Source organism: Ligilactobacillus cholophilus, from assembly GCF_030389495.1.
Classification (GTDB): domain Bacteria; phylum Bacillota; class Bacilli; order Lactobacillales; family Lactobacillaceae; genus Ligilactobacillus; species Ligilactobacillus cholophilus.
On record NZ_CP127832.1, the window covers coordinates 244630 to 261921 of the forward strand.

Annotated in this window: 9 protein-coding genes, 19 tRNA genes, 3 rRNA genes and 1 other annotated feature; of the genes, 28 read left to right on the forward strand and 3 right to left on the reverse strand. The window is 37.0% G+C overall.

The genetic code is table 11. From position 1 onward, the window contains the following. Both QPK35_RS01295 and QPK35_RS01300 read left to right on the forward strand, forming a co-directional pair. On the forward strand, window positions 1–780 hold the full coding sequence (locus QPK35_RS01295; RefSeq protein WP_290033676.1) for a TIGR01457 family HAD-type hydrolase: 780 nt from the start codon (window positions 1–3) through the stop codon (window positions 778–780). Window positions 781–805: 25 nt separating this feature from the next. Further along, window positions 806–1411, forward strand: a complete 606-nt coding sequence (locus QPK35_RS01300; RefSeq protein WP_290033677.1) for a TIGR01906 family membrane protein — start codon at window positions 806–808, stop codon at window positions 1409–1411. Window positions 1412–1427: 16 nt separating this feature from the next. Here the strand turns inward: QPK35_RS01300 and QPK35_RS01305 are convergent, their stop codons facing one another. Both QPK35_RS01305 and QPK35_RS01310 read right to left on the reverse strand, forming a co-directional pair. Next, window positions 1428–2072 (reverse strand): VTT domain-containing protein, encoded by a 645-nt coding sequence (locus QPK35_RS01305; RefSeq protein ID WP_290033678.1) that lies wholly within the window; start codon window positions 2070–2072, stop codon window positions 1428–1430. A 59-nt stretch (window positions 2073–2131) separates the two neighbouring features. After that, window positions 2132–3139, reverse strand: coding sequence for an NAD(P)/FAD-dependent oxidoreductase (locus QPK35_RS01310; RefSeq protein WP_290033679.1), 1008 nt, complete (start codon window positions 3137–3139; stop codon window positions 2132–2134). A gap of 81 nt (window positions 3140–3220) precedes the next feature. Here QPK35_RS01310 and QPK35_RS01315 point away from each other — a divergent pair, with 81 nt between their 5' ends. The 26 genes from QPK35_RS01315 to leuS all read left to right on the forward strand — a co-directional run bounded on the left by QPK35_RS01315 (window position 3221) and on the right by leuS (window position 16418). Continuing rightward, on the forward strand, window positions 3221–3805 hold the full coding sequence (locus QPK35_RS01315) for a peptidylprolyl isomerase (protein WP_290033680.1): 585 nt from the start codon (window positions 3221–3223) through the stop codon (window positions 3803–3805). 8 nt (window positions 3806–3813) lie between these two features. Continuing rightward, window positions 3814–4224, forward strand: a complete 411-nt coding sequence (locus QPK35_RS01320; protein WP_290033681.1) for a CvfD/Ygs/GSP13 family RNA-binding post-transcriptional regulator — start codon at window positions 3814–3816, stop codon at window positions 4222–4224. 316 nt (window positions 4225–4540) lie between these two features. Further along, a 16S ribosomal RNA gene (locus QPK35_RS01325) occupies window positions 4541–6104 on the forward strand. A 195-nt stretch (window positions 6105–6299) separates the two neighbouring features. Beyond that, window positions 6300–9209 (forward strand): 23S ribosomal RNA (locus tag QPK35_RS01330). Window positions 9210–9289: 80 nt separating this feature from the next. Then, window positions 9290–9406 (forward strand): 5S ribosomal RNA (rrf, locus tag QPK35_RS01335). Together the 16S, 23S and 5S rRNA genes with 19 tRNA genes alongside form the textbook arrangement of a ribosomal RNA operon. Before the next feature lie 5 nt (window positions 9407–9411). Next, window positions 9412–9484 (forward strand) — tRNA-Val (locus QPK35_RS01340). Between the two features lie 3 nt (window positions 9485–9487). Next, window positions 9488–9560: transfer RNA gene (locus tag QPK35_RS01345), tRNA-Lys, on the forward strand. A 72-nt stretch (window positions 9561–9632) separates the two neighbouring features. Further along, window positions 9633–9705: transfer RNA gene (locus QPK35_RS01350), tRNA-Thr, on the forward strand. A 4-nt stretch (window positions 9706–9709) separates the two neighbouring features. Continuing rightward, window positions 9710–9781: transfer RNA gene (locus QPK35_RS01355), tRNA-Gly, on the forward strand. An 11-nt stretch (window positions 9782–9792) separates the two neighbouring features. Continuing rightward, window positions 9793–9878 (forward strand) — tRNA-Leu (locus QPK35_RS01360). A gap of 11 nt (window positions 9879–9889) precedes the next feature. Next, window positions 9890–9963: transfer RNA gene (locus QPK35_RS01365), tRNA-Arg, on the forward strand. A gap of 5 nt (window positions 9964–9968) precedes the next feature. Further along, window positions 9969–10042: transfer RNA gene (locus QPK35_RS01370), tRNA-Pro, on the forward strand. Window positions 10043–10070: 28 nt separating this feature from the next. Beyond that, window positions 10071–10144 (forward strand) — tRNA-Met (locus tag QPK35_RS01375). Between the two features lie 18 nt (window positions 10145–10162). Further along, window positions 10163–10236 (forward strand) — tRNA-Ile (locus QPK35_RS01380). A gap of 33 nt (window positions 10237–10269) precedes the next feature. Further along, window positions 10270–10361, forward strand: a tRNA-Ser gene (locus QPK35_RS01385). Window positions 10362–10370: 9 nt separating this feature from the next. Continuing rightward, window positions 10371–10444: transfer RNA gene (locus QPK35_RS01390), tRNA-Met, on the forward strand. A 4-nt stretch (window positions 10445–10448) separates the two neighbouring features. Beyond that, window positions 10449–10523, forward strand: a tRNA-Asp gene (locus QPK35_RS01395). 5 nt (window positions 10524–10528) lie between these two features. Next, window positions 10529–10601, forward strand: a tRNA-Phe gene (locus QPK35_RS01400). Between the two features lie 14 nt (window positions 10602–10615). Then, a tRNA-Gly gene (locus QPK35_RS01405) sits at window positions 10616–10686 on the forward strand. Between the two features lie 5 nt (window positions 10687–10691). Beyond that, window positions 10692–10766 (forward strand) — tRNA-Ile (locus QPK35_RS01410). 3 nt (window positions 10767–10769) lie between these two features. After that, a tRNA-Ser gene (locus QPK35_RS01415) sits at window positions 10770–10857 on the forward strand. 15 nt (window positions 10858–10872) lie between these two features. Continuing rightward, window positions 10873–10944: transfer RNA gene (locus QPK35_RS01420), tRNA-Glu, on the forward strand. Window positions 10945–10970: 26 nt separating this feature from the next. Next, window positions 10971–11044, forward strand: a tRNA-Met gene (locus QPK35_RS01425). 4 nt (window positions 11045–11048) lie between these two features. After that, window positions 11049–11123, forward strand: a tRNA-Asp gene (locus tag QPK35_RS01430). Window positions 11124–11325: 202 nt separating this feature from the next. Further along, entirely contained in the window at window positions 11326–13680 is a 2355-nt protein-coding gene (locus QPK35_RS01435; RefSeq protein ID WP_290033682.1) for a muramidase family protein, read from the forward strand. Window positions 13681–13722: 42 nt separating this feature from the next. Then, window positions 13723–13941, forward strand: a binding site (T-box leader). Between the two features lie 62 nt (window positions 13942–14003). Then, the gene (gene leuS / locus QPK35_RS01440) at window positions 14004–16418 is read left to right on the forward strand and encodes a leucine--tRNA ligase (RefSeq protein ID WP_290033683.1); all 2415 of its coding nucleotides are present in this window, start codon (window positions 14004–14006) and stop codon (window positions 16416–16418) included. Window positions 16419–16556: 138 nt separating this feature from the next. Here the strand turns inward: leuS and QPK35_RS01445 are convergent, their stop codons facing one another. Next, window positions 16557–17099, reverse strand: coding sequence for a hypothetical protein (locus QPK35_RS01445; protein WP_290033684.1), 543 nt, complete (start codon window positions 17097–17099; stop codon window positions 16557–16559). Window positions 17100–17292: the final 193 nt, after the last annotated feature.

Below are 17292 nucleotides of genomic sequence, written 5' to 3' on the forward strand. Positions count from 1 at the left end.
ATGTATAAGGGATATATGATTGATTTAGATGGAACGATTTACAGGGGAAAAGATAAAATTCCTGCAGCAAAACGTTTTATTGAAAGGCTTCAACAATACGATATTCCATTTTTATTTGTAACAAATAATAGTACAAGATCACCACAAAAAATTGTAGACAATTTAGCTAATAATTTTGATATACATGTTTCATTAGATAATGTATATAGTTCGGCTATAGCAACTGCAGATTATATTGCAGACCTAGATACTAAAAAAAGAAGTGTTTACGTAATTGGGGAGTTAGGATTAAAACAGGAAATATTAAAACGAGGTTTTGTTTTTGATGAAGAGCATCCTGATTATGTAGTAATTGGATTAGATTATGATGTAACATATCATAAATTGGAATTAGCGACTTTAGCAGTAAGAGCTGGTGCAAAATTAATTGGAACCAATCCAGATACTAATTTACCTAGCGAAAGAGGAATGATTCCTAGTGCAGGAGCACTAATTGCAAGTGTAGAATATTCGACACAACAAAAAGCAACTATTATTGGAAAACCCGAAAGTATAATAATGGAAAAAGCTTTAGAAAAAATGAATTTAAATAAAAAAGATGTAGCAATGATTGGTGATAATTATCAAACTGATATTTTAGCAGGAATTAATTTTGGAATGGATACAATTATTGTATATACAGGCTTATCAACACCAGAAGATATAAAAAAAGTTAAAATAAAACCAACACATGAAGTTGAATCATTGGATGAATGGCAAGTCTCAGAAAATGAAAAATAATTTTATATTATTAAGAGATATAATTGTGATTTTTATTGCAATTATATCTTTTTCTATTATATTTGTGGTTAACTTTGTTCCACTTTATTATTGGTTTGTATCTAAATTTGATTTAGCATCGTTAATTCATATATCTAAACATGAATTAATGATGAATTATATAAATTTATTGAAATATCTAAACTTTTTTTGGATTACAAAATGGGATAGAACAATTAAAGCATCTTATACAGGTTTAATTCATTTTGAAGAAGTAAAAATTTTAGTAGAAATTAACAACATTATTGGAATAATATTTATACTTTTATCATACTTTATAATTCGAAAACGTATGAAAAATAAAACGTTATGGCAATTTATTATTCCGTTAAAATTAATAAGCTCAGGTCTATTAATTTTCTTTTCGATTGTGTTTATTTATTTTTATCAGTTATTTATTTTATTTCATAAATTAATATTTGCTAATAATTATTGGATTTTTAATCCAACAACTGATCCAATTATAAAAGTATTACCGATTGATTTTTTTGAAGCAAGTTTTATATTAATAGTTTTGATTGCATATTTATTTGGTCTGATTTTATATTTTAAATGTCGGGATGAATTAAAAAAACTATCAACTAGTAGCTAGTTGATAGTTTTTTTAATTAATTTTTCTTTGATACTTTAGCCTTAATACCACTGATAACAGCAGGCAATAGTGAAATAACGATTATTCCAATTACAATCATTGAAAAATGTTCTTTTACGAATGGGAAATTTCCAAAGAAGTATCCGCCACCACAACATAATGCAACCCATGCAAAAGCTCCAGCTACATTATAGCGAACAAATTTTGAATATTTAACTCCGCTTCCACCAGCAACAAATGGTGAAAAAGTTCTAATTATAGGCATAAAACGTGCAAGCGAAATGGCCATGCCACCATGCTTTTCAAAGAATGCTTCGGTTTTATTTAGATCGTCTTCTTTAATAAACTTTCCAAAAAAAGAATTTTTAGTTAATTTTCTGCCAACTGTTTTACCAATCCAAAAATTTAATGAATCACCTGTAATTGGTGCAATAAGGAATAATGTAACAAAAATCCAAATATTCAAATGATATTCAGGATTTGCAGCTAATGCACAGGCAGCAAATAGAAGTGAATCACCTGGTAAAAATGGCATTATTACTGCACCAGTTTCAATAAAAATTATTAAAAATAAAATTAAGTAGGTCCAATCACCAAAACTATTTACGATTGAAACAAGGTGAGAATCTATATGTAATACAAAGTCAATAAATTGTGCCAAATCAAACCTCCAAATTGCGTTAATACTCAAATTATAATGCTTAAATTGGGGGATTACAATTAATTTTTAAAATTCTTCATTAGTTGTGTACTATGAGTTGCTTGACGCTTGTCAGGATAAATAACATTCATAGCATGGTTAACGGCAATTGGTCCTGCTCCAAATCCAGTTGCAATTAAGTCTACTGCTCCTTCTTGATATGCATTATCACCAACTGCATAGACACCTTTAATTGATGTTTCTTGATTACTGTTAACTTTGATTTTACGATTTTCAATTTCTAAGTTCCATTTTTTTAATAAACTTGTATCGGTCATAAATCCATAATTAACAATTAATGAATCAGTTACTATAGTTTTAAATTCATCTTTGGTTCTTGCTCGTTTTAATATCAATTTAAGTTTTTTATCTGTTGTTTCTTCCATTTGATCAATTATAAAAGGAGTAACAATTGAAACATTTTCTAATTTTTTAATTTGGGAAAGTGAACTTTCAAGTGCCCTAAACTGATCTCTTCGATGAATTAATGTAATATGATTAGCAATTTTCGATAATTCAAGAGTCCAATCAGTTGCGGAATCTCCACCACCAGCAATAATAATATTCTTATTTTTAAATTTTGATATTTCAGAAACATTATAGAATAATGATTTGTTTTCAAAGTATTCTGCATTTTTGATTTTTAATTTTCTAGGTTCAAATGCACCTACTCCAGTTGCTAAAATAATTGTTTTAGAGTACGTAGTTCGTTTGTTTGTTTTTATTTTAAAAATATTTTTTTCTTTTTGAAAATTTATTACTGTTTCATTTAGATGAATCTCAGGTTTGAAAAAATCTAATTGCTTTTCTAAATTAGTGATTAAATCTGTTCCAGAAATTTTAGGGAAGGCAGGAATATCGAATATTTGTTTTGAAGGAAACAATGCCGATACTTGACCGCCAATTTCGGATAAACTTTCAATTATTTGAACTTTACCTTGTCGCATTAATGCATATGTAGCAGTAAATAAACCAACTGGTCCGCCACCAACAATTGTTATATCATAAATATTTTTCTCTTTATTCATATATAATCACCTATTCTAAGTTTAAAACTGTTCTAATTTTGTTATACTACATATTAGAAGAATTTGAAGGAGATGTCCATGATGAATTATCCACAATTAAATTTAAAAAATGAAAAAGGACCAAGAGCTATTTTTAATACAAATTATGGTGAAATGGAATTTCAATTATTTCCTAAGCAAGCTCCAAAAGCAGTTGAAAATTTTATTAGCTTATCCAAACAAGGATATTATGATGGAGTTATATTTCATCGTGTAATTAAAGATTTTATGATTCAAGGGGGAGATCCAACAGGAACTGGAATGGGTGGTCAAAGTATTTGGAATAATTCATTTGAAGATGAATTTTCAAATGAATTATTTAATTTAAGAGGAGCATTATCAATGGCTAATGCAGGACCTAACACAAATGGAAGCCAATTCTTTATAGTTCAAAACGAAAATTTAGATCAAATGATGATTAAAGAAATGGAAGTAGCAAGTTATCCAGAAGAGATTATAAAAGAATATCAAAAGGGAGGTACTCCATGGTTAGATCATCGTCATACTGTATTTGGTCAAATTATTGCTGGATATGATGTATTAGACGAAATTGCTAAAGTTAAGACACTATCAAATGATAAGCCAGAAAAAGATGTTGTAATAAATAATATTCAAATTATAGAATAGGTGAGTAAATGGATTATCGTATTGGAATGATTTTATCTGGAAAAATTACAGGAATTCAACCTTATGGTGCTTTTGTAATGTTGGATGATAAAACACAGGGCTTGATCCATATCTCAGAATTAAAGCATGGATATATAAGCGATATTGAAAATTGTTTAAAAATTGGTCAATCTGTAAAAGTAATGATTATTGATATTGATGAATATACTAAAAAAATATCTTTATCATTAAGATGTATGGAAAAGCCATTTAATTTTAAATATAATCGTGATGAAATTGCACATCAATATAAAAAATACTGGAGTAATAAACATTTAAATATTGGTTTCGAGCCAATTAAAAATCATTTAGATTTTTGGATTAATGAAGCTTTAAATGATATAGAAAAAAAAGATAAAAAAAATCTTGACCTTAACTAAAAAATCAGATATTATAATAAACGTTGTTGAGTTACTTAATTCGTTTTACAAATGAAAAAAGTTCTTGACAGGGTTTATTTTTTTCGATAAACTTTTAAGAGTCGTAAATAAGTGATAAGAAAAAATAAAAAAGTTCTTGACATTTATTTATAACATGTTAAAATGATAAATGTTGTCGCTAAGATAACAAATAGATGTAGATCTTTGAAAACTGAATATGTTTCGATGAACAAATGTGCAGGGCAATTCATGAAAATGAATGCAAAAACATTTGCGAAGTCAATTCGCTAGTAAAATTTATGAGTCACAAAACTTTTAAAATGAGAGTTTGATCCTGGCTCAGGACGAACGCTGGCGGCGTGCCTAATACATGCAAGTCGAACGAGAAAATCTTACACCGGATGCTTGCATCCACCGTAAGAATTTCGAGTGGCGGACGGGTGAGTAACACGTGGGTAACCTGCCCAAAAGAAGGGGATAACATTTGGAAACAAGTGCTAATACCGTATAACCATGACAAGCGCATGCTTGTGATGTGAAAGATGGTTCTGCTATCGCTTTTGGATGGACCCGCGGCGTATTAACTAGTTGGTGAGGTAAAGGCTCACCAAGGTGATGATACGTAGCCGAACTGAGAGGTTGATCGGCCACAATGGGACTGAGACACGGCCCATACTCCTACGGGAGGCAGCAGTAGGGAATCTTCCACAATGGGCGCAAGCCTGATGGAGCAACGCCGCGTGAATGAAGAAGGTCTTCGGATCGTAAAGTTCTGTTGTTAGAGAAGAACACGTGTGAGAGTAACTGTTCATGCGTTGACGGTATCTAACCAGCAAGTCACGGCTAACTACGTGCCAGCAGCCGCGGTAATACGTAGGTGGCAAGCGTTGTCCGGATTTATTGGGCGTAAAGGGAACGCAGGCGGTCTTTTAAGTCTGATGTGAAAGCCTTCGGCTTAACCGGAGATGTGCATTGGAAACTGGAAGACTTGAGTGCAGAAGAGGAGAGTGGAACTCCATGTGTAGCGGTGAAATGCGTAGATATATGGAAGAACACCAGTGGCGAAAGCGGCTCTCTGGTCTGTAACTGACGCTGAGGTTCGAAAGCGTGGGTAGCGAACAGGATTAGATACCCTGGTAGTCCACGCCGTAAACGATGAATGCTAGGTGTTGGAGGGTTTCCGCCCTTCAGTGCCGCAGCTAACGCAATAAGCATTCCGCCTGGGGAGTACGACCGCAAGGTTGAAACTCAAAGGAATTGACGGGGGCCCGCACAAGCGGTGGAGCATGTGGTTTAATTCGAAGCAACGCGAAGAACCTTACCAGGTCTTGACATCTTTTGACCACCTGAGAGATCAGGTTTTCCCTTCGGGGACAAAATGACAGGTGGTGCATGGCTGTCGTCAGCTCGTGTCGTGAGATGTTGGGTTAAGTCCCGCAACGAGCGCAACCCTTGTTGTCAGTTGCCATCATTCAGTTGGGCACTCTGGCGAGACTGCCGGTGACAAACCGGAGGAAGGTGGGGATGACGTCAAGTCATCATGCCCCTTATGACCTGGGCTACACACGTGCTACAATGGACGATACAACGAGTCGCGAAATCGCGAGGTCAAGCTAATCTCTTAAAGTCGTTCTCAGTTCGGATTGCAGGCTGCAACTCGCCTGCATGAAGTCGGAATCGCTAGTAATCGCGGATCAGCATGCCGCGGTGAATACGTTCCCGGGCCTTGTACACACCGCCCGTCACACCATGAGAGTTTGTAACACCCAAAGCCGGTGGGGTAACCTTTATGGAGCTAGCCGTCTAAGGTGGGACAGATGATTGGGGTGAAGTCGTAACAAGGTAGCCGTAGGAGAACCTGCGGCTGGATCACCTCCTTTCTAAGGAAAAATACGGAAGCTGCACATTGTCGAAACTTATTCAGTTTTGAGAGATCTACTCTCAAGCTTGTTCTTTGAAAACTAGATAATAATTTATTTCTTAATAAACCGAGAACACCGCGTTTTTAAGAGTTTTAACAAGAATCAAAGTTCTTAATTCGCTAAACTCATAAACCAACTGATCAAATCAGTTCAGGTTAAGTTATTAAGGGCGCATGGTGGATGCCTTGGCACTAGGAGCCGATGAAGGACGTGACTAACTGCGATATGCTTCGGTTAGCTGTAAGTAAGCAATGATCCGGAGATTTCCGAATGGGGAAACCCGAAACCGTTAGGTTTCATCACTAAGTGAATTCATAGCTTAGTTGAAGGAAGACGCGGGGAACTGAAACATCTAAGTACCCGCAGGAAGAGAAAGAAATTCGATTCCCTGAGTAGCGGCGAGCGAAACGGGAACAGCCCAAACCAAGAAGCTTGCTTTTTGGGGTTGTAGGACTGAACATCCGAGTTACCAAGAAATAACGTAGTTGAATGATCTGGGAAGATCAACCAGAGAAGGTGATAGTCCTGTAAACGAAACGTTGTTTCCTCAGTTCAGGATCCTGAGTACGGCGGAACACGTGAAACTCCGTCGGAATCCGGGAGGACCATCTCCCAAGGCTAAATACTACCTAGTGACCGATAGTGAACCAGTACCGTGAGGGAAAGGTGAAAAGCACCCCGGGAGGGGAGTGAAATAGTTCCTGAAACCATGTGCCTACAAGTAGTCAAAGCTCATTAACGAGTGATGGCGTGCCTTTTGTAGAATGAACCGGCGAGTTACGCTTGCATGCGAGGTTAAGACCGCAAAGTCGGAGCCGCAGCGAAAGCGAGTCTGAATAGGGCGCAAGAGTATGTAGGTGTAGACCCGAAACCAGGTGACCTACCCATGTCCAGGTTGAAGGTGCGGTAAAACGCACTGGAGGACCGAACCTGTGTATGTTGAAAAATGCTAGGATGAGGTGTGGGTAGCGGTGAAATTCCAAACGAACTTGGAGATAGCTGGTTCTCTCCGAAATAGCTTTAGGGCTAGCCTCGGAGTTGAGGATCGTGGAGGTAGAGCACTGTTTGGACTAGGGGCTCATCAAGAGTTACTGAATTCAGATAAACTCCGAATGCCACAGATCTATATCCGGGAGTCAGACTGCGAGTGATAAGATCCGTAGTCGAAAGGGAAACAGCCCAGACCACCGATTAAGGTCCCTAAATATGTGTTAAGTGGAAAAGGATGTGGGATTGCATAGACAACTAGGATGTTGGCTCAGAAGCAGCCACCATTCAAAGAGTGCGTAATAGCTCACTAGTCGAGTGATCCTGCGCCGAAAATGTAACGGGGCTAAACACATTACCGAAATCGTGGATGCACGTAGTGCATGGTAGGAGAGCGTTCTAAGGGCAACGAAGTCAGACCGTAAGGACTGGTGGAGCGCTTAGAAGTGAGAATGCCGGTATGAGTAGCGAAAGATTAGTGAGAATCTAATCCACCGAATGACTAAGGTTTCCTGGGGAAGGCTCGTCCGCCCAGGGTTAGTCGGGACCTAAGCTGAGGCCGAGAGGCGTAAGCGATGGATAACAGGTTGAGATTCCTGTACTATTAATTTTTGTTTGAACGATGGAGGGACGCAGGAGGCTAGAGATGCGCACGAACGGAAATGTGCGTCCAAGTAATAAGTCGGTATGAGAGTCAAATGCTTGAATACACAACGACAAGTTACGATGGGGAACGAAATTAAAGTAGTGAAGTGATCGACGTCACACTGCCAAGAAAAGCTTCTAGTGAGAAAATTAATACCCGTACCGCAAACCGACACAGGTAGTCGAGGAGAGTATCCTAAGGTGAGCGAGAGAACTCTCGTTAAGGAACTCGGCAAAATGACCCCGTAACTTCGGGAGAAGGGGTGCTGACCTCCGGGTCAGCCGCAGTGAAAAGGCCCAGGCGACTGTTTATCAAAAACACAGGTTTCTGCAAAATCGTAAGATGAAGTATAGGGGCTGACGCCTGCCCGGTGCTGGAAGGTTAAGAGGAAAAGTTAGCTTCGGCGAAGCTTTGAATTGAAGCCCCAGTAAACGGCGGCCGTAACTATAACGGTCCTAAGGTAGCGAAATTCCTTGTCGGGTAAGTTCCGACCCGCACGAAAGGCGTAACGATCTGGGCACTGTCTCAACGAGAGACTCGGTGAAATTATAATACCCGTGAAGATGCGGGTTACCCGCGACAGGACGGAAAGACCCCATGGAGCTTTACTGTAGCTTGATATTGGGTGTTTGTATAACTTGTACAGGATAGGTAGGAGCCATTGAAGGCGGAACGCTAGTTTCGCTGGAGGCGTTGGTGGGATACTACCCTAGTTGTATGAACACTCTAACCCACGCCGGCAATCACGGCGGGAGACAGTGTCAGGTGGGCAGTTTGACTGGGGCGGTCGCCTCCTAAAAGGTAACGGAGGCGCCCAAAGGTTCCCTCAGAATGGTTGGAAATCATTCGCAGAGTGTAAAGGCAGAAGGGAGCTTGACTGCGAGACCTACAAGTCGAGCAGGGACGAAAGTCGGGCTTAGTGATCCGGTGGTTCCGTATGGAAGGGCCATCGCTCAACGGATAAAAGCTACCCTGGGGATAACAGGCTTATCTCCCCCAAGAGTCCACATCGACGGGGAGGTTTGGCACCTCGATGTCGGCTCATCGCATCCTGGGGCTGTAGTCGGTCCCAAGGGTTGGGCTGTTCGCCCATTAAAGCGGTACGCGAGCTGGGTTCAGAACGTCGTGAGACAGTTCGGTCCCTATCCGTCGCGGGCGTAGGAAATTTGAGAGGATCTGTCCTTAGTACGAGAGGACCGGGATGGACATACCGCTGGTGTACCAGTTGTCTTGCCAAAGGCATCGCTGGGTAGCTATGTATGGATGAGATAAACGCTGAAAGCATCTAAGTGCGAAACTCACCTCAAGATCGGATTTCCCATTCCGTAAGGAAGTAAGACCCCTGAGAGATGATCAGGTAGATAGGATGGAAGTGGAAGTGCAGCGATGCATGGAGCGGACCATTACTAATCGGTCGAGGACTTAACCAAAGGTTAAAAAAGCGGTGAAGGTCAAAAGAATAAATTATTAGCTAGTTTTGAGAGAACAAGGTTTTCTCAAAAGCACAAAGTGCGGTGATGATGGCTTGAAGGATACACCTGTTTCCATTCCGAACACAGAAGTTAAGCTTCAAAACGCCGATAGTAGTTAGAGGAACGCCTCTTGCAAGGGTAGGAAGTCGCCGTGCTTAATGGAGGATTAGCTCAGCTGGGAGAGCATCTGCCTTACAAGCAGGGGGTCACAGGTTCGAACCCTGTATCCTCCATTTGAGTCGTTAGCTCAGTTGGTAGAGCATCTGACTTTTAATCAGAGGGTCGACAGTTCGAGCCTGTCACGACTCATAAAAAAATAAAAAAAGTTCTTGACAAATCTAATTGATCAAGTTAAACTATAGTAGTTGTGTTAAGCAGCACGCCGACTTAGCTCAGTTGGTAGAGCATCTGTCTTGTAAACAGAGGGTCGGAGGTTCGAATCCTCTAGTCGGCATTATGCGGAAGTAGTTCAGTGGTAGAACACCACCTTGCCATGGTGGGGGTCGCGGGTTCGAATCCCGTCTTCCGCTTGTATAAATTCGCCGGGGTGGCGGAACTGGCAGACGCACAGGACTTAAAATCCTGCGGTGAGTGATCACCGTACCGGTTCGATTCCGGTCCTCGGCATTTATATTTATGCACCCATAGCGCAACTGGATAGAGTGTCTGACTACGAATCAGAAGGTTGTAGGTTCGACTCCTACTGGGTGCATTTATCGGGAAATAGCTCAGTTTGGTAGAGCACTTGGTTTGGGACCAAGGGGTCGCAGGTTCAAATCCTGTTTTCCCGATAAGAGAATTAGTTCTCATATATTTTATCGCGGTGTAGCTCAGCTGGCTAGAGCGTTCGGTTCATACCCGAGAGGTCGAGGGTTCGATCCCCCCTGCCGCGATTGGATCATTAAGAACTTGGACCTTTAGCTCAGTTGGTTAGAGCAGACGGCTCATAACCGTCCGGTCGTAGGTTCGAGTCCTACAAGGTCCATTAATAATTTTATTATTAACTTTCATCTCATTTGGAGGATTACCCAAGTCTGGCTGAAGGGAACGGTCTTGAAAACCGTCAGGTCGGGGCAACTCGGCGCGAGAGTTCGAATCTCTCATCCTCCTTATAATTATCGCGGGATGGAGCAGTCTGGTAGCTCGTCGGGCTCATAACCCGAAGGTCGTAGGTTCAAATCCTGCTCCCGCAATTTTGGTCCGTTGGTCTAGTTGGTTTAGGACGCCTGCCTGTCACGCAGGAGATCACGGGTTCGAGTCCCGTACGGACCGTTTATGGCTCGGTAGCTCAGTCGGTAGAGCAAAGGATTGAAGCTCCTTGTGTCGGCAGTTCGATTCTGTCCCGCGCCATTAAAACTAAATATGCGGGTATAGTTTAGTGGTAAAACCACAGCCTTCCAAGCTGTTGTCGCGAGTTCGATTCTCGTTACCCGCTTATATGGACCTGTAGCTCAGCTGGTTTAGAGCGCACGCCTGATAAGCGTGAGGTCGATGGTTCGAGTCCATTCAGGTCCATTTGGAGAAGTACTCAAGTGGCTGAAGAGGCGCCCCTGCTAAGGGTGTAGGTCGGTAACACGGCGCGAGGGTTCAAATCCCTCCTTCTCCGTTTTGATTCTTCTATGACCCGTTGGTCAAGTGGTTAAGACACCGCCCTTTCACGGCGGTAACATGGGTTCAAATCCCGTACGGGTCATTTAAATAAATATTTCTCGTAATTATCGCGGGATGGAGCAGTCTGGTAGCTCGTCGGGCTCATAACCCGAAGGTCGTAGGTTCAAATCCTGCTCCCGCAATTTTGGTCCGTTGGTCTAGTTGGTTTAGGACGCCTGCCTGTCACGCAGGAGATCACGGGTTCGAGTCCCGTACGGACCGTTGTGACTTATAATGCATCGCCTTGAGCGGTGTTTTTTTTTGGTTAAGTTTAAGTCAATAATCTTTTAAAATAAGTCAATAATCTTTTAAAAGATTATATAATTATGTAAATTTATTCAAATTCTATTAAAATATTTTGACTTTTTAGTGTAATTAAGGGTATATATAAAGTAGGAATTTATAATTATATAGAGGTAAAAAAATGCGTAATAGAAAAGACAGAATTGCTAGTAAAAGAAAACTAGAACATATGCAAAAAATGAAAAATGTAAAAAAAGCAACAACAGCTTTAGGTACATCATTAATGGTAGGAACTGCAGGTTTTCTATTAAATAATAAAGAAGTTCATGCTGATTCTACATTGCAAATGAACGATAAATCACAATCATCTAGTGATAAAGTAAGTTCTAGTAGTTCATCAGAAACAACAAATGTTTCTTCAAGTGCAGCTGGAGCACGAGTTACTGGTGAAGTTATTTATTCTTCTAGTTCATCAGATGATCAAACAAGCTCATCATCAAGTTCATCATCAAATGTTGAGAATGCATCAAGTTCATCATCAAGTAGCATAGTTAGCTCAAGTTCTTCTGCGGTTGAATCTAGTTCAAATTCATCAAGTAGCGAAGTAAGTTCATCAAGTAGTACAGTGAGCTCTAGTAGCAGTTCAAAAGATAGTGAATCTTCAAGTATTCAAAGTAGTGAAGTTTCCTCAAGTGAAATAAAAGATGATAATACTACTGATTCTTCAAGTTCAAATAATGAATCATCATCAAGTAGTATTTCTTCAGTGAATACTACTTCAGCACAATCTACAAGTGATAAAGAAACAGAAAATACTAATCAAGTACAAACTCGAGAACAATTAAATTCTGTATCAACACTTTCATATCCTGGAAACGTCCAAAACTTCTTGAATACAATTGGCCCAGTTGCTCAACAAGTTGCACAAGAAAATGGAATCTATGCTTCACTCATGATTGCTCAAGCAGCATTAGAAAGTGGATGGGGAAGTAGTGCATTAAGTACTCAAGGTCATAATTTATTTGGTGTCAAATGGAATGGAACCGGAAATTATATAATTATGAAAACACAAGAGTATATCAATGGTAAGTGGTATACAGTTGATGCAAAATTTCAAAAATATGATAGTTATTATGATTCATTAACTGCATATGCAAAATTGATTACATCACGTTTCCCTAATTCTACACGTGCAAAAGCTGCTACTCCACAAATTGCTGCAGCTAATTTGCGCAACGGTGTTTATGGTACTTATGCTACTGACCCTAACTATGCTAATACATTATGTCGTTTGATGAGCGAGTATAATTTAACTAAATATGATGTGTATAGTGGTAATTCTAACAACCAGAATAATCAAAATTCTAACGCTTCTAACAGTAACCAAAATGAAAATAATTCAAGTACTGGAAGTGGAAATCAAGTTCCTGATACATATACAGTAAAATCAGGCGATTCACTATGGGGAATTTCACAAAAATTTGGTACATCTGTTAATCAATTAAAACAATTAAATAATTTAAGTTCAAATGTTATTTACGTTGGACAAGTGTTAAAGATTAAAGAAAAAACACAATCTACAACTACTTCAAATAGTAGTAGTAAAACATATACGGTTAAATCAGGCGACTCATTGTGGTCAATTGCAAATAATCACAATACAAGTGTAAGTAACTTAAAATCAATCAATAATTTAAAGTCTGATACTATTTATGTTGGTCAAGTACTTAAGCTAACAAAAGAAACAACATCAAATAATCAACAAAATAGTAATAATAATAGTCAATCTTCTAGTGATGTTTACTATACAGTAAAATCAGGTGATTCATTATGGAAGATTGCTACTAGCCATGATACTACTGTTAATGATCTCAAGAGTATTAATAAATTAAGTTCAAATACTATTTATGTTGGTCAAAAATTGAAAATTAAAGAGGGCAAAAATAATCAAAGTTCTTCACAAAATCAATCATCAACATCAACTTCACAATCATCAAGTGTGAAAACATATACAGTAAAATCAGGTGATACATTGTGGGGAATTGCAAATAAAAATAATACAAGTGTAAGTTCAATTAAAGAAAAGAATAATTTGAAGTCTGATAACATTTATGTTGGTCAAGTACTTACTATTAGTGGAAATAAGACTAGCGGAAGTACAACAAATAAAAATCAATCTTCAAGTCAACAACAATCATCAAGCTCTTCACAAACATATACAGTAAAATCAGGTGATTCATTATGGTCAATTGCAAATAATCATGATATGACTGTTTCGCAATTAAAACAAAATAATAATTTGAGTAATGATGTAATTTATGTTGGTCAAAAATTAAATGTAGGCAAAAAATCAACTTCAACGTCAACTTCAAATAAGAATCAAAGTTCATCTTCTGCAAAATCATACACAGTAAAATCAGGTGATTCGCTTTGGAAGATTGCTTCTTCAAATGGACTTACAGTAAATCAATTAAAATCTATGAATAATCTAAATTCAGATTTAATTTATGTAGGACAACAATTAAAATTAAAATAATTGAATTGAAAGATAATCTAGTTTATGATAAAATTCTAGTTAATATTTAACGTGGAAAAGGATTAGTAGAATAGTTGGTACCTTATTTCAGAGAGGGCATGTTCGGTGAAAATGTCTAGGGAGATTATTCGAACTCACCTTTATTTTATCTTTATTTGAAATTTTTTAGAGTAGGATAAAGCGTGTTAGATCGTTATCTCTAATTAAGTGCTGATTTTAGAGTCAGAAAATAGGTGGTACCGCGATTTTTTCGTCCTATTCAAGTTTTTATACTTGGATAGGATTTTTTTTACGTTAAAAATTTTTTACAAGGAGAAATTAAAATGTCATACGATCACAAAAAAATCGAACAAAAGTGGCAAAATTATTGGGATGAACATAAGACGTTCAAGACAACTGAAGATCCTAAAAAAGAAAAATATTATGCAATGGATATGTTTCCATATCCATCTGGACAAGGATTACATGTTGGACATCCAGAAGGGTATACTGCAACAGATATAATTTCGAGAATGAAGCGTATGCAAGGATACAATGTATTACACCCAATGGGGTGGGATGCATTTGGACTACCTGCAGAACAATATGCTTTGAAGACAGGAAATTCTCCTCGTGAATTTACACAGAAGAATATAAATAATTTTCGTCGTCAAATTAAATCTTTAGGACTTTCATATGACTGGGATCGTGAAATTAATACAAGTGATCCATCATATTATAAATGGACTCAATGGATTTTTGAACAACTCTATAAAAAAGGACTTGCTTATGAAGCTGAAGTTCCTGTTAATTGGTCACCTGACTTAGGAACTGTTGTAGCAAATGAAGAAATAATTGATGGAAAGACAAAACGTGGCGGTTTTCCAGTTATTCGAAAACCAATGAAACAATGGATGCTAAAGATTACTGCGTATGCTGATCGTTTAATTGATGATTTAGATGACTTAGATTGGCCAGAAGCTATTAAGGAACAACAACGTAATTGGATTGGACGTTCAATTGGCGCAGCGGTAGACTTTAAAATTGATAATTTAGAAAATGAAAAGATAGAAGTCTTTACTACACGTCCTGATACAATTTTCGGTGTATCTGTTTTAGTGTTAGCTCCAGAACATGAATTAGTAAAAAAATTGACTACTGCATCTCAAAAAGAAAAAGTAAATAATTATCTTGAAGAAGTTTCTCATAAGTCAGATTTAGAGAGAACGGACTTGGCCAAAAATAAGACAGGTGTATTTACTGGAAGTTATGCTATCAATCCTGTAAATGGTGAAAAGATTCAAATTTGGGTTGCTGATTATGTTCTTTCTACATATGGTACAGGAGCAATTATGGTTGTTCCTGCTCATGATGAACGTGATTATGAGTTTGCTAAGAAATTTGATTTACCAATTAAACCTGTAATTAAAGGTGGAAATATTGAAGAAGAACCTTATACAGGCGAAGGAATTCATATCAATTCAGAATTCTTAAATGGTATGAATAAATCAGATGCAATTAGTGCAATGATTGACTGGCTAGAAAACAATAAAGTGGGACATAAACAAGTAAATTACAGATTACGTGATTGGTTATTCTCTAGACAACGTTATTGGGGTGAACCAATTCCTGTAATCCATTGGGAAGATGGAGAAACTACTTTAGTTCCTGAAGATGAATTACCATTGAAGTTACCAAAAACAAATGATATTCGTCCTTCTGGCACAGGTGAGAGTCCATTAGCAAACCTTGATGATTGGGTAAACGTTGTTGATGAAAATGGACGTAAAGGTAAGCGTGAAACAAATACAATGCCACAATGGGCAGGAAGTTCTTGGTACTTCTTACGTTATGTAGATCCACATAATGAAGAAGCACTTGCTGACTATAATAAATTAAAAGAATGGATGCCAGTTGATCTTTATGTAGGTGGAGCTGAACATGCTGTACTTCATTTATTATACGCACGTTTTTGGCATAAATTCTTGTATGATTTAGGTGTAGTTCCTACAAAGGAACCATTCCAACGTTTAGTTAACCAAGGAATGATTCTTGGAGAAAACCACGAAAAGATGTCTAAATCAAAAGGAAATGTAATTAATCCAGATGAAATTGTTGAAAAATATGGTGCAGATACACTAAGAGTATACGAAATGTTTATGGGACCTTTAGAAGCATCTAAACCATGGACAGAAGATGGATTAAATGGTGCAAATAAATTTGTTAATAGAATCTGGAATTTATTAATTGACGAAAATGACGAATTAAGAGATCGTGTAACAACTGTAAATGATGGAAAATTAGATAAAATTTATAACCAAACAGTTAAGAAAGTTACAGAAGATTATGAAGATTTGCATTTTAACACAGCTATCTCTCAACTTATGGTTTTCGTTAACGAATGTTATAAGGTAGATGCATTACCATTAGAATATGTAGAAGGTTTTGTAAAACTAATCGCACCTGTAATGCCTCATATTGCTGAAGAATTATGGACAAAATTGGGACATGTTGGAACTATTTCATATGCAAAATGGCCTACATACGATGAAAGCAAATTAGTTGAAAAATCTGTCGAAATTGTAATTCAAATAAATGGAAAAATTCGTCAACGCTTAGTAGTAAGTAAAGATGCAACTAAAGAAGAGATTGAAAAACAAGCATTAGACGATGCAAAAGTTAAAGAAGAACTTCAAGGGAAAACAATTAGAAAAGTAATTGTAGTACCTGGTAAATTAGTTAATATTGTTGCTAATTAACAAAAAATTTAATTCTCTGTAGCGGAGATTAATAAATATCCTATCTTTAAGATAGGATATTTATTTTATTTATAGTTATAATGATATAAAAAATGCACAGGAATAATGTTCCTGTGCATTTTTTAATCATAATTATTATTAATATAATTCAACAACATACTTACCATTGTCATTAATTACTTTATAGTTATTGCAAGAATTATTAGCAATGCATTGTTTTCCATAATTAATGGCTGTTTGAAGATCATTAAATGTAGCATTATTTCCTACATTTTCTGAAGTATTAGTGGTATTAGTTTTAGAAGATATATCTGTGTTTTGATTTTGTTGAGTATCTGAATTTATAACAGAGTTTTGATTTTCAAAATCATCTGTATTTGAAGTTACATCTTCATTATTTTGAATTGATGATTCAGAAGAGTCAGAATCACTTGAGTTTTCCTGTGATGAATATTTATCTTTATTACCCTTACTTGTAATTTCAGTTTCACTGACTGAATCAGATTCACTTGCAGCTTTATTATGAGAAGAATTTGATGATGATACTATTATATATAAACCTAATAATAAAGCGATGCATACCGCAATAATAAGTAGAATCCTTTTGCCTTTATTATTTCCATTATTGTTATTACTGTGATATTTAGACATTCTTGAATAATCTGAATTATTTTTCTTCAAAATAAAATTCCTCTCTTTAAGTAATGTTCACATTAAATTATATACATTGTGTATATAGTTATCAATAAATAAACTAAATTTGAAAAAGTAGTTAAATCAAAAAATCCCTTAAATTTAGTAGATTAAGGGATTGATAGAGAAATTTAATAACTGTTATTAAGGTATTGGAAAACCCTATAAATCAATTATTGCT

Bases quoted from the DNA above. Each gene is read 5' to 3' on its own strand.
- QPK35_RS01295 (WP_290033676.1), top strand. From the start codon at position 1: ATGTATAAGGGATATATGATTGATTTAGATGGAACGATTTACAGGGGA.
- QPK35_RS01310 (WP_290033679.1), bottom strand. From the start codon at position 3,139: ATGAATAAAGAGAAAAATATTTATGATATAACAATTGTTGGTGGCGGA.
- QPK35_RS01315 (WP_290033680.1), top strand. From the start codon at position 3,221: ATGAATTATCCACAATTAAATTTAAAAAATGAAAAAGGACCAAGAGCT.
- QPK35_RS01320 (WP_290033681.1), top strand. From the start codon at position 3,814: ATGGATTATCGTATTGGAATGATTTTATCTGGAAAAATTACAGGAATT.
- QPK35_RS01435 (WP_290033682.1), top strand. From the start codon at position 11,326: ATGCGTAATAGAAAAGACAGAATTGCTAGTAAAAGAAAACTAGAACAT.
- leuS (WP_290033683.1), top strand. From the start codon at position 14,004: ATGTCATACGATCACAAAAAAATCGAACAAAAGTGGCAAAATTATTGG.